The organism is Nocardioides zeicaulis (assembly GCF_042432345.1).
Lineage (GTDB): Bacteria > Actinomycetota > Actinomycetes > Propionibacteriales > Nocardioidaceae > Nocardioides > Nocardioides zeicaulis.
The window spans coordinates 259299-272337 of record NZ_JBHLXH010000003.1; the positions used below are offsets into that span (position 1 = coordinate 259299).

Sequence of the window (13039 nt, forward strand, 5' to 3'; positions counted from 1 at the left end):
TCAGGTGTGAGGCCAGGGACTACTGGATCTGCTCGGGGTTCTCGAGGTCGAGCTCGCCGCCCTTGACGAAGTAGGCGTAGATCGAGGAGGACTCGATGTCGCCCTTGTCGTCGAAGGAGATCGGACCGCTGACGCCGTCCTCGTTGTAGCTGCCGATGAACTCGTTGATCTCCTCGCCCGTCTCGGCACCGTCGTCGAGCGCGGCCAGGAAGATGTTGGTCGCGTCGTAGGCCTGGGTGGCGTAGAGACCGGTCGCACCGAAGTCGGCCGGGGCCGGGGCTGCGGGAGCGGACAGGACGGCGCCCTCGGCGGCCGCCGGGCCGGCGACGTCGACGAACGCCGGGTCCTCCGAGCCGTCGCCCGACATGAAGGTGCCCTTCCAGCCGCCTTGGCGCAGCGCCTTGGCGAGCAGGCCGGCCTCGGTGTAATAGCCACCGTAGAAGACGGCGTCGGCGTCGGCGGCCTTCACCGAGGTGACGACGGCCGACATGTCGGTCTGGCCGACCGAGATCTGGTCGGAGCCGACCTGGGCGTCGCCGAGGACCTCGGAGACCTTGCCCGCGAGGCCCTTGCTGTAGTCCTGGCCGTCGTCGACGACGTAGACCTTGGCGGCGCCGGCCTTCTCGGTCAGGTAGTTGGCGTCGGCGGTGCCCTGGGCGTCGTCGTTGCCGATGACGCGGTGCCAGGTGGTCCAGCCCTGGTCGGTGATCGTGACGTTGGTCGCCGACGGGGAGATCGACGGCAGGCCGGCCTCGAAGAAGGTCTTGCCGGTCGCGAGCGACTCACCGGAGAAGCCGGGGCCGACGAGGCCGAAGATGTCGTCGTCGTTGACGATCTGGGTCGCCAGACCCGGAGCGGTGTCCGGGCTACCCTGCGAGTCGAACTGCTTGAGCTCCACCTTGCAGTCCGGGTTGTCCTTGTTGTGCTCGTCGAGCGCGAGCTGGATGCCGCCGACCATGTTCTGGCCGAGCGCGCCGGCGTCACCGGTGAGAGCACCGAGGAACGCGATGCTCTTGCCGCACAGGGCGCTGGAGCCGCCGCTGTCGCCGCCGTCGGAGGAGGCGTCGCTCCCGCTGTCGTCGGTCGTCCCACACGCACCGAGCGCGAGTGCCGCGACGGACGTCACGGCGAGTGCCTGCCACCTCTTGGATGAGCGGATCATGGATCCCTCCACAGTCTCTGGGCTGTCCACCTCGGCAGCCTCGTGGCGGGAACCTAACACCCGGGATGTGGCGTGGGACACGAATGAGAGCCGGGAATCGCGCGCCGTTGTCGTTTCGTGACCAACCGGTCTGTACCGGAAACGCAACCGAAACATGGTTCGCGCACGCAAGAACCGGGCGTGTTCGCAGTCGAACGGGCAACATCGGACGGTTTCGGACGTTCCGGGGCGGGGTGCCGTGGTCCTCGTTGCCGGCCGGTGGGTGGCGGCATACGACATGCCGCAAGCTCTCCGGGACGTCGTATGCCGCCAGGGTGCCGCGCGAGCAGAGAAGGGTGGCGGGATACGACATGCCGCCGGCTCTCCGGGATGTCGTACGCCGCCAGGGTGGCGCGGCGGGGCGGGGGGTCAGCCCTGGTCGGCGCCGCCGAGACCGGCGACGCCGTGCTCCACGACGCCGTCGGCGACCTGCTTCATCGACAGGCGCAGGTCCATCGCCGTCTTCTGGATCCAGCGGAACGCGTCGGGCTCGCTCAGCCCGAGCTGGGCCTGCAGCACGCCCTTGGCCCGGTCGACCGACTTGCGGGTGGCCAGCGACTCCTGGAGGTCGGAGACCTCGCGCTCGAGCACGGTGATCTCGGCGAACCGGCTCACCGCCATCTCGATCGCCGGCACGAGGTCGCCACGCTGGAACGGCTTGACGAGGTACGCCATCGCGCCGGCGTCGCGGGCACGCGCGACCAGCTCGCGCTGGGCGAATGCGGTGAGGATGACCACGGGGGCGATCCGCTCCCCCGCGATGACCTCGGCGGCGGCGATGCCGTCGAGCCGGGGCATCTTCACGTCGAGGATCACCAGGTCCGGCCGCAGCTCGCGCGCCAGCTCGATGGCCCGCTGGCCGTCCGCGGCCTGCCCGACGACGTCGTAGCCCTCCTCGCCGAGCATCTCCGCGAGGTCCATCCGGATCAGGGCCTCGTCCTCGGCGATCACCACGCGGCGTACGTCGGCGGCGGCGGGGCTGGTCTCGGCGGGCTGCGTCACGCGCGCAAGGCTAGTTCGGATAGGGTTCCGACGCCGATTCCGCCCCGGTAGCCCAACGGCAGAGGCGATGCTCTCAAACAGCATTCAGTGTGAGTTCGAATCTCACCCGGGGCACCACCCACCCACCGGGCGGTGAGCCACGCAGCTTCCGGCGGCGCAGAACGTGTCCTGCTCACCGCTCCACCGGACGAGGCGCCCAGCAGTGAGCCACGCACGTTCCGGCGGCGCGGAACGTGTCCTGCTCACCGCCCGACGAGCGGGGACCCGCGCCGGCCCCACAACCGGCGCGGGCCACCGTCAGCCCGAGACGGCCGCGCCGGAGGCGTCGTAGCTGAACCGACCGACCAGGCCCTGGAGGCGCTGGGCCATCCGGGAGAGCTCCTCGGCGGCCGAGCTCGTGCTGCTGGCAGCAGCCTGGGTGTCGGAGGCGGTGCGGGCCACGCCCGAGATGTTGTCGGCGATGTCGGTCGAGCCGGTGGCGGCGTCGGCGACGGACCGGGCCATCTCGTGGGTCGTGGCGGTCTGCTCCTCCACCGCCGAGGCGATGACGGTCTGGGTGTCGCTGATCTGGGCGATGATCCCGGCGATCTCGGCGATCGCCGTGACGGCCTCCTGGGTGTCGGCCTGGATCGCGCGGATCCGCTGGTCGATGTCGCCGGTGGCCTTGCTGGTCTCCTGCGCGAGCTCCTTGACCTCGTTGGCCACGACGGCGAAGCCCTTGCCGAACTCGCCGGCGCGGGCGGCCTCGATGGTGGCGTTGAGCGCGAGGAGGTTGGTCTGCTCGGAGATCGAGCTGATCACCTTGACGACCTCGCCGACCTCCGAGGAGGAGTCGCCGAGCTTGGCGACGGTGGCGGTGGTCGACTCGGCGGCCACGACGGCGCGTGCCGCGACACCGGCGGCGTTGCTGGCGTTGACGGAGATCTCGCGGATCGAGGCGCCCATCTGCTCGGTGGCGGCGGCCACGGTCTGCACGTTGCTGGAGACCTGGCCGGCGGCCGACGACACCAGGCCGGCCTGGGCCGAGGCGTCGGCCGCAGAGCCGGTCATCTGGCCCGAGACCGCGGAGAGCTCCTCGGAGGCACCCGCCAGCTGCACCGCGGTGCCCGCGATCTCCGACAGCGTGCTGCCGAGGTCGCCGACCGCGCTGTTGAGGGCGGTGGCGAGGTCGCCGATCTCGTCCTTGCGGTCCTCCTGCAGGCGCGAGGCGAGGTCGCCGGCCGCGACCGACTGCAGGACGGCGATCGCTCGGCCCAGCGGACGGGTGATGGAGCGGGTGACGCTCACGACCACGACGGTGCCGGCGATCACGACCAGCGCGAGGCCGACGTAGATCGTCGTCCTGCCGCGGCTCGACACGTCGGCGAGCTCGGCGCGGATCGACTTGTCCTGCTTGGCCAGCGAGTCGCCGAAGGCACTCATGTCGTCGTAGACGGCGCTCCAGGCCTCGCCGGCCTCTCCGCCGTTGATGCTGTCCATGATCTCGGGCATCGCCTTCAGGCCGTCGGCCTCGAGGCGGCTGACCACCCAGTCGTCCTGGTCGAAGAGCTGCTGGAAGTTGTCCTGGGTGCTGTCGAAGAGCGCGCGCTGGTCTGCGGTGAGCCCGGAGGTGTCGGCGTCGGCGAACATCGCCTCGATGGCCTTCTGGCTCTCGAGGTATCCGCTGCGGTTGTAGCCGTCGGCGGAGAGCGCCTCGTCGACGCCGTAGGCGACCGCGTCCGCGAGGTAGAGGCCCTGCCAGCCGGTGATGTCGTTGATGTTGATGAGCATCCGGTCCGCGAGGGCACGGTGGGCGGCCACCTGCTCGAGGTCGTCACGCAGGCCGTCGGCCTTGCTCTGGGCGGACAGTCCGAGGAAGGCGGCGAGGCCGACCAGCAGGCCGCAGATCGCGAAGGCGGCCGTGAGGCGCACCCCGATCCTGAGGTCCTGCAGGGCTCGTCGTGGCGAAGTCATGGGTGGCGGGTCTCCGAGTGGCTAGCGGCGCCGTCGACCTCCGTGTCGTCAGGTCACCGCCTCCCCCATCGCCCCGCCGCCAGAGGTCCTGAGGACTTCGGCAGGAGAAGTTGCCCCCGGCGTCAGGACATGCGGCGGTACGCCGGCGCAGCACCGTTGATCGCGTCGCCCATCCGGTGGATGCGGAGCGCGTTGGTCGAGCCCGGGATCCCGGGCGGGCTGCCGGCGATGATGACGACGAGGTCGCCCTCCTTGACCCGGCCGATGGCCAGCAGCGCCTCGTCGACCTGGCGCACCATCTCGTCGGTGTGCTCGACGTCCTCACCGAGGAACGTCTCCACGCCCCACGTGAGGGCCAGCTGGGAGCGGGTGCGGGGATTGGGGGTGAACGCCAGGACCGGGATCGGGCCGCGGTAGCGGGAGAGCCGCTTGGCGGAGTCGCCGCTGACGGTGAACGCGACGACGTACTTCGCCTCGACCCGCTCGGCGACCTCGGCCGCGGCCTTGGCGATGATGCCGCCGCGGGTGTGCGGCTGCCACTCGACCTCGGCCATGTGGGACAGGCCGTGCTCCTCGGTGGACTGCACGATGCGCGCCATCGTCTCCACGGCGACGATGGGGTACTCCCCCACGCTCGTCTCGCCCGAGAGCATGACGGCGTCGGCCCCGTCGAGCACCGCGTTGGCGACGTCGCTGGCCTCGGCGCGGGTGGGCGCGGGCGCGCTGATCATCGACTCGAGCATCTGGGTGGCGACGATGACCGGCTTGGCGTTGCGGCGGGCCTTGTCGATGATGAGCTTCTGGTGGATCGGCACGTCCTCGAGCGGGCACTCCACGCCGAGGTCGCCGCGAGCGACCATGATGCCGTCGAAGGCGTCGACGATCTCGTCGATGTTGTCGATCGCCTGCGGCTTCTCGATCTTGGCGATCACGGGGACGAAGACGCCCTCCTGGCGCATGATCTCGCGCACGTCGGCGGCGTCACGGGCGTTGCGGACGAAGCTGAGGGCGATGAAGTCGACGCCGAGGTGCAGCGCCCAGCGCAGGTCCTCGGTGTCCTTCTCCGACAGCGCCGGCACCGACACCGCGACGCCGGGCAGGTTGATGCCCTTGTTGTTGGACACCTTGCCCGGCACGACGACCTCGGTCACCACGTCGGTGTCGTCGACCGAGACGACCTCCAGGCGCACCTTGCCGTCGTCGATCAGGAGCGGGTCACCGGGCTTCACGTCGCCGGGCAGGCCCTTGTAGGTGGTGCCGCAGATCTCGGCGGTGCCCTCGACGTCGCGCGTGGTGATGGTGAAGGTGTCACCGCGCTTGAGCTTGTGGGGGCCGTCGGCGAACCGCTCGAGGCGGATCTTGGGGCCCTGCAGGTCGGCGAAGATGCCGATCGCGTGGCCGGTCTCGTCGGAGGCCTGGCGGACCAGCCGGTAGACGGCCTCGTGATCGGCGTACGCGCCGTGGCTCATGTTGAGCCGGGCGACGTCCATGCCGGCGTCGACGAGCGAGCGGATGCCCTCGGGGGTGTTCACCGCGGGGCCGAGGGTGCAGACGATCTTGGCTCTACGCACGCCACCACCCTAGCGGACGTTGGATCGTTCCAACGAGAGTTCGTCCACGAACGTGCCCGAAGGTGGGCCAGGGCCCGAGAACGCGCGCGGGGGCGGCCCCGGGTCGCACCGGGACCGCCCCCGCACGGGGTAGGGCAGGACGGCTCAGACGGTCAGCGGCCGCTCGTGCGGCTTGATCGGCGAGGGGAGCGTCGTGGAGCCGGTGAGGAACGCGTCGACCGACGCCGCGGCGCTGCGGCCCTCGGCGATCGCCCACACGATGAGCGACTGGCCACGCCCCACGTCGCCGGCGACGTAGACGCCGGGCACCGAGGAGGCGTAGGAGGAGTCGCGCCGGACGTTGCCGCGCTCGTCGAGCTCGACGCCCAGCTGCTCGACGATGCCGGGCCGCTCCGGGCCGGTGAAGCCCATCGCGAGCAGCACCAGCTGCGCCGGGATGGTCCGCTCGGTGCCCTCGACGGGCTGGAACCGCGCGTCCACCTCCACCAGGCGGAGCTCGGCGACGTGGCCGTCGGCGTCACCGACGAACTGCTGCGTCGAGACGGCGTAGACCCGGTCGCCGCCCTCCTCGTGCGCGGAGGAGACCTTGAACGTCATCGGGTACGTCGGCCACGGCTGGCCGGCGGGCCGGTCCTCGCCGGGGCGCGGCATGATCTCGAGCTGCGTGATGGAGCGGGCGCCCTGACGGATCGACGTGCCGAGGCAGTCGGCGCCGGTGTCGCCGCCGCCGATGATCACCACGTCCTTGCCGGTCGCGACGATCTGCTCCGAGCCGTCGGAGGTGGGCGCCTCCCCCAGCGCGACCCGGTTCGCCTGGGGCAGGAACTCCATCGCCTGGTGGATGCCACCGAGCTCGCGCCCGGGGACGGGGAGGTCGCGGGCCTGGGTGGCGCCCATGGCGAGCACGACCGCGTCGTAGCGGGCGAGCAGCTGCGGGCCGGTGAGGTCGCCGCCGACGTCGACGCCGGCCCGGAAGACCGTGCCCTCGCGCCGCATCTGGTCGAGGCGGCGGTCGAGGTGCTTCTTCTCCATCTTGAACTCGGGGATGCCGTAGCGCAGCAGCCCGCCGATCTTGTCGGCGCGCTCGTAGACGGCGACCGTGTGGCCGGCGCGGGTCAGCTGCTGGGCGGCGGCGAGCCCGGCCGGGCCGGACCCGACCACGGCGACGGTCTTGCCCGAGAGCCACTCGGGCGGCTGGGGGCGGACGTAGCCCGAGCCCCAGGCGCGGTCGATGATCGAGACCTCGACGTTCTTGATCGTCACCGGGTCCTGGTTGATGCCCAGCACGCACGCGGTCTCGCACGGCGCCGGGCACAGCCGCCCGGTGAACTCGGGGAAGTTGTTGGTCGCGTGGAGCCGGTCCATCGCGCCGTCCCAGTCGTCGCGCCAGACCAGGTCGTTCCACTCGGGGATGATGTTGCCCAGCGGGCAGCCCTGGTGGCAGAACGGGATCCCGCAGTCCATGCAGCGCCCGGCCTGGGTGGTGATGATCGGCAGCAGCGCGCGGCCGATGCCGTCGGGGTAGACCTCGTCCCAGTCCTGCACCCGCTCGGCGACGTCGCGGCGCGAGGGGACCTCGCGCCCGTTCTTCAGGAATCCCTTGGGGTCAGCCATGCTGCGCCTCCTGCTCCGTGGATGAGCGCCGGTCGTTGCTCGTCGTGGTGGTCGTGCTGCGCTCACCCATGGAGGACCTCCATGATGCGGGCGTCGGCCTGCTCGTCGTCGAGGCCCTCCGCGAGGGCCTCCTCGCGGGCCTCGAGCACCCGCTTGAAGTCGCGCGGCATGACCTCGGTGAACCGGGTGAGGGCGGCGGTCCAGTCGTCGAGCAGGGCCCGGGCGATCGCCGAGCCGGTCTCCTCGGCGTGCTGGCGCACCAGGTCCTCGAGCTCCTCGGCCGCCTTGCCGGCGACCGGGGACAGCTCGACGAGCTCGGGGTTGACCAGGTGCTCGTCGAGGTCGAGCACGAAGGCGTAGCCGCCCGACATGCCGGCCGCGAGGTTGCGCCCGGTCGGGCCGAGCACGACCACGACGCCGCCGGTCATGTACTCGCAGGCGTGGTCGCCCACGCCCTCGACGACCGCGCTGGCACCGGAGTTGCGCACGCAGAAGCGCTCGCCGGCCCGGCCGCTGAGGAAGATCTGGCCCGACGTGGCGCCGTAGCCGATCGTGTTGCCGGCGATGATCTGCTCCCCGGCGTCGAACGTCGCGGCCCGGTCGGGGCGTACGACGATCCTGCCGCCCGAGAGCCCCTTGCCGACGTAGTCGTTGGCGTCGCCCTCGAGGCGCAGCGTGATGCCGCGCGGAACGAAGGCGCCGAACGACTGGCCCGCCGAGCCGGTGAAGGTGATGTCGATCGTGCCGTCGGGCAGGCCGTCGCCGTGGAAGCGCTTGGTGACCTCGTGGCCGAGCATGGTGCCGACGGTGCGGTTGACGTTGCGGATCGCGACCTGGGCGCGCACCGGCTCGCCGCTCTCCAGCGCCGGCGCGGCGATGGCGATCAGCTCGTTGTCGAGCGCCTTGTCGAGGCCGTGGTCCTGCGACTTCGTGCAGCGCAGGTCCTGGTCCTCGAACTGGCCGAACTCGCCGTGCCGCGAGGCCTGGTGGAGGATCGGCGTCAGGTCGAGCCCGGCGGCCTTCCAGTGGTCGACGGCGCCGGCGACGTCGAGCGTGCCGACCTGGCCGACCGCCTCGTCGAGGCTGCGGAAGCCGAGCTGCGCGAGCAGCTCGCGCACCTCCTGGGCGATGAACTCGAAGAAGTTCACGACGTAGTCGGCCTGGCCGCTGAACCGCTCGCGGAGGACCGGGTTCTGCGTGGCCACGCCCACCGGGCAGGTGTCGAGGTGGCAGACCCGCATCATGATGCAGCCGCTGACGACCAGCGGCGCGGTCGCGAAGCCGAACTCCTCCGCGCCGAGCAGCGCGGCCACGACCACGTCGCGTCCGGTCTTGAGCTGGCCGTCGGCCTGCACCACGATCCGGTCGCGCAGGCCGTTGAGCAGGAGGGTCTGCTGGGTCTCGGCGAGACCCAGCTCCCACGGACCGCCGGCGTGCTTGAGCGAGGTCAGCGGCGAGGCGCCGGTGCCGCCGTCGTGTCCGGAGACCAGGACGACGTCGGCGTGCGCCTTCGACACGCCCGCGGCGACCGTGCCGATGCCGACCTCGGAGACCAGCTTGACGTGGACCCGCGCCGAGGGGTTGGCGTTCTTCAGGTCGTGGATCAGCTGGGCGAGGTCCTCGATGGAGTAGATGTCGTGGTGGGGCGGCGGGCTGATCAGGCCCACGCCGGGCGTGGAGTGCCGGGTCTTCGCGACCCACGGGTAGACCTTGTGGCCGGGCAGCTGGCCGCCCTCGCCGGGCTTGGCGCCCTGGGCCATCTTGATCTGGATGTCGTCGGCGTTGGTGAGGTACTCCGACGTCACGCCGAAGCGCCCCGACGCGACCTGCTTGATCGCCGAGCGCCGCTCGGGGTCGTGCAGCCGGTCCGGGTCCTCGCCGCCCTCACCGGTGTTGGACTTCGCGCCCAGCCGGTTCATCGCGATCGCCAGCGTCTCGTGCGCCTCCTGGCTGATCGAGCCGTAGGACATCGCGCCGGTGGAGAAGCGCTTGACGATCTCCGAGACCGGCTCGACCTCGTCGATGTCGATCGGCTCGCGCACGCCCTCCTTGAAGGTGAACAGCCCGCGCAGCGTCATCAGCCGCTCGGACTGCTGGTTGACCCGGTCGGTGTACTGCTTGAACACGTCGTAGCTGCCGGAGCGGGTGGAGTGCTGCAGCCGGAAGACCGTCTCGGGGTCGAACAGGTGCGGCTCGCCCTCACGGCGCCACTGGTACTCGCCCCCGATGGTGAGCTCGCGGTGCGCCGGCGAGATGCCGCCGCGCGGGTACGCCACGGCGTGGCGGCGCGCGACCTCCTCGGCGATCGTGTCGAGCTCGATGCCGCCGAGCTTGGAGGTGGTGCCGGTGAAGTAGCGGTCGATGACCGACTGCGACAGCCCGACCGACTCGAAGATCTTCGCGCCGGTGTAGGAGGCCACGGTCGAGACGCCCATCTTGGACATCACCTTGAGCACGCCCTTGCCGAGCGCCTTGATGAGGTTCGCGACGGCCTTCTCGGGCTCGACCTTGACGTAGTAGGCCTCGCGGGCGAGGTCCTCGACGGACTCCATCGCGAGGTAGGGGTTGACCGCGGCCGCGCCGTAGCCGACCAGCAGCGCGACGTGGTGCACCTCGCGCACGTCGCCCGCCTCGACCAGCAGCCCGACCTGGGTGCGGGTCTTCTCGCGCACCAGGTGGTGGTGGACGGCGCCGGTGAGCAGCAGCGACGGGATCGGCGCGAGCTCGGCGGTGCAGTGGCGGTCGGAGAGCACGATGATGCGGGCGCCGTCGGCGATGGCCGCCGAGACCTCGGCGCACAGCTCCTCGAGCCGCGCCTCGAGGGCCGCTCCCCCGCCCTCGACCTCGTACAGGCCGCGCACGACGTGCACCTGGAAGCCGGGCATGTCGCCGTTGCGGTTGATGTGGCGGATCTTGGCCAGGTCGTCGTTGGAGAACACCGGGAACGGCAGCACGACCTGGCGGCACGACGCCGGGCTCGGGTCGAGGAGGTTGGACTCGGGGCCGATGGAGCCGCTGAGCGAGGTCACCAGCTCCTCTCGGATCGCGTCGAGCGGCGGGTTGGTCACCTGCGCGAACAGCTGGGCGAAGTAGTCGAACAGCAGCCGCGGCTTGTCGCTGAGCGCCGCGATCGGGGTGTCGGTGCCCATCGACCCGATCGCCTCCGCGCCCGTGGAGGCCATCGGGCTCAGCAGCACCCGCAGCTCCTCCTCGGTGTAGCCGAAGACCTGCTGGCGGCGCGCGACGGAGGCGTGGGTGTGGACGATGTGCTCGAGGTCGTCGAGGTCGTCGAGCTGGATGAGCCCGGCGTGCAGCCACTCGTCGTAGGGGTGCTCGGCGGCGAGCTGGCCCTTGATCTCCTCGTCCTCGATGATCCGGTGCTCCTCGGTGTCGACGAGGAACATCCGCCCCGGCTGCAGGCGGCCCTTGCGCACGACCGTCGCGGGGTCGAGGTCGAGCACGCCGACCTCGGAGGCGAGGACGACGAGGCCGTCGTCGGTGACCCAGTAGCGCGAGGGGCGCAGACCGTTGCGGTCGAGGACCGCACCGACCTGGGTGCCGTCGGTGAACACGACGCACGCCGGCCCGTCCCACGGCTCCATCAGCGTGGAGTGGAACTCGTAGAAGGCCCGCCGCTGCGGGTTCATGTCGCGGTGGTTCTCCCAGGCCTCCGGGATCATCATCAGCACCGCGTGGGGCAGCGTGCGCCCACCGAGGTGCAGCAGCTCGAGCACCTCGTCGAACGACGCGGAGTCCGAGGCACCGGGGGTGCAGATCGGGAAGAGGCGCTCGAGGTCTCCGGGGATCAGGTCGCTCTCGAGCAGCGCCTCGCGGGCCCGCATCCAGTTGCGGTTGCCCATCACGGTGTTGATCTCGCCGTTGTGGGCGATGAACCGGAACGGGTGGGCCAGCGGCCAGCTCGGGAAGGTGTTGGTGGAGAAGCGCGAGTGCACGACCGCCATCGCCGAGGCCACCCGCTCGTCGGTCAGGTCGGGGAAGACCTGGTCGAGCTGGTCGGTGGTGAGCATGCCCTTGTAGGCCAGGGTGCGCGAGGAGAGCGACGGGAAGTACACGTCGGTCTCGGACTCCGCGCGCTTGCGCAGGCAGAAGGCCAGGCGCTCGAGCGCCATGCCGCTCACCCGCGAGCCCTTGCCCGCCACGAACAGCTGGGCGAACGACGGCATCACGCTCCGGGCGGTGGCGCCGAGCGTCGAGTCGTCGACCGGGACCTCGCGCCAGCCGAGGACGGCCAGGCCCTCCTCGTCGGCGATCTCCTCGATCCGGCGGCGGGTGGCCGCGACGGCGTCGGCGTCACCGGGCAGGAACGCGGTGCCGACGGCGTACGACCGCGCGTGGGGCAGGTCGAACCCCAGGTCGGCCGTCACCTCGCGCAGGAACGCGTCGGGCACCTGCATCAGGATGCCGGCGCCGTCGCCGGAGTTGACCTCCGCGCCGGCGGCGCCGCGGTGGTCGAGGTTGCGCAGCGCGGTGAGCGCCTTGGCCACGATGTCGTGGCTGGCCTCACCGGTCAGCGTCGCCACCATGGCGACGCCGCAGGCGTCCTTCTCGTGGCGCGGGTCGTAGAGACCCTGCGGCGGGGGGAAGTTCGGCGGGAACGCGTGCATCGAGGCCACTGGTTCTCCCGTCGTCGTCTCGCGCGCCGGCTCCCCGCGGGGACCGGACGAGCAGAGGGGTGGGCGTTTCCGCTGGGGACGACGTTGGCCCGAGCACTGCGCAACCTATCACCGGCCGATCGCGCCGGCGGGTGCCGTTTCAGGCCGTGGGATCGGCGGTCGAGCGCTCCTCGGCGGGGGCGGTCGCCGCCGGCTCCCCGCCGAGTGGCGGCTTGGTGCGCACGACCTCCTCGCGCCCCGGGCGCGCGCGCGTGGACCACACGAAGTAGGCCGTGGCGAGCACGAACAGCACGATCGAGGTCCACACGTTGAGCCGCAGCCCGAGCACGTCGTTCATCTGCACCTCGTCGATGCGCATGTTCTCGATCCAGCCCCGCCCGGCGGTGTAGAGCATGACGTAGAGCGCGACCACGCGGCCGTGGCCGAGGCGGAAGCGCCGGTCGAGCCAGATCAGCACGGCGAAGGCGGCGAGGTTCCACAGGCACTCGTAGAGGAACGTCGGGTGGTAGGTCGCGACGTCGAGGTAGCGCGCCTCGCGGTGCGCGACGTCGATCTCCAGGCCCCAGGGCAGGTTCGTGGGGCCGCCGTAGAGCTCCTGGTTGAACCAGTTGCCCCAGCGGCCCATCGCCTGCGCCACCAGCACGCCGGGTGCGAGCGCGTCGAGCAGCGGCAGCACCCTGATCCCGCGCAGCCGGCAGCCGATCACCACGCCGACGGCGCCGAGGGCGATCGCGCCCCAGATGCCGAGGCCGCCGCGCCAGACGTAGAGGGCGGTGACGGGGTTCTTGCCCTCGCCGAAGTAGAGCTCCCAGTCGGTGGCGACGTGGTAGAGCCGGCCGCCGACGAGGCCGAAGGGCACCGCCCAGATCGCCAGGTCGCTGACCTCGCCGGGGGCGCCACCGCGGGCGACCCACCGCTTCTCGCCCAGCCAGATCGCGACGACGATGCCGGCGATGATGCAGAGCGCGTAGCCGCGGACCGGGATCGGCCCGAGGTGCCACACGCCCTGCGACGGGCTGGGGATGGACATCAGGGTCACCAGCGGGGTGATCGAGGACAGCACG

The 13039-nt window shown here is 71.3% G+C and carries 7 protein-coding genes and 1 tRNA gene; 1 reads left to right on the plus strand and 7 read right to left on the minus strand.

The genetic code is table 11. From position 1 onward, the window contains the following. Positions 1-19 precede the first annotated feature (19 nt). The gene (locus ACFFJG_RS20150) at positions 20-1162 is read right to left on the minus strand and encodes a branched-chain amino acid ABC transporter substrate-binding protein (RefSeq protein WP_378520590.1); all 1143 of its coding nucleotides are present in this window, start codon (positions 1160-1162) and stop codon (positions 20-22) included. Positions 1163-1570: 408 nt separating this feature from the next. Next, positions 1571-2203 carry an ANTAR domain-containing response regulator gene (locus tag ACFFJG_RS20155; RefSeq protein ID WP_378520591.1) on the minus strand — a complete coding sequence of 211 codons (633 nt, stop codon included), beginning with the start codon at positions 2201-2203 and terminating at the stop codon, positions 1571-1573. 41 nt (positions 2204-2244) lie between these two features. On the opposite strand from ACFFJG_RS20155, the gene ACFFJG_RS20160 reads away from it, so the two are divergent. Continuing rightward, positions 2245-2320: transfer RNA gene (locus ACFFJG_RS20160), tRNA-Leu, on the plus strand. Between the two features lie 180 nt (positions 2321-2500). Here ACFFJG_RS20160 and ACFFJG_RS20165 read toward each other — a convergent pair. The 5 genes from ACFFJG_RS20165 to lgt form a co-directional block, all read right to left on the minus strand. Further along, positions 2501-4114: a methyl-accepting chemotaxis protein gene (locus tag ACFFJG_RS20165; protein ID WP_378520592.1), complete on the minus strand. Its 1614-nt coding sequence runs from the start codon at positions 4112-4114 to the stop codon at positions 2501-2503. A 164-nt stretch (positions 4115-4278) separates the two neighbouring features. Further along, positions 4279-5727, minus strand: a complete 1449-nt coding sequence (gene pyk / locus ACFFJG_RS20170) for a pyruvate kinase (protein ID WP_378520593.1) — start codon at positions 5725-5727, stop codon at positions 4279-4281. A gap of 144 nt (positions 5728-5871) precedes the next feature. Further along, positions 5872-7341 (minus strand): glutamate synthase subunit beta, encoded by a 1470-nt coding sequence (locus tag ACFFJG_RS20175; RefSeq protein ID WP_378520594.1) that lies wholly within the window; start codon positions 7339-7341, stop codon positions 5872-5874. A gap of 62 nt (positions 7342-7403) precedes the next feature. Beyond that, positions 7404-11966 (minus strand): glutamate synthase large subunit, encoded by a 4563-nt coding sequence (gltB, locus tag ACFFJG_RS20180; protein ID WP_378520623.1) that lies wholly within the window; start codon positions 11964-11966, stop codon positions 7404-7406. 148 nt (positions 11967-12114) lie between these two features. Next, entirely contained in the window at positions 12115-13038 is a 924-nt protein-coding gene (gene lgt / locus ACFFJG_RS20185) for a prolipoprotein diacylglyceryl transferase (RefSeq protein WP_378520595.1), read from the minus strand. Position 13039: the final 1 nt, after the last annotated feature.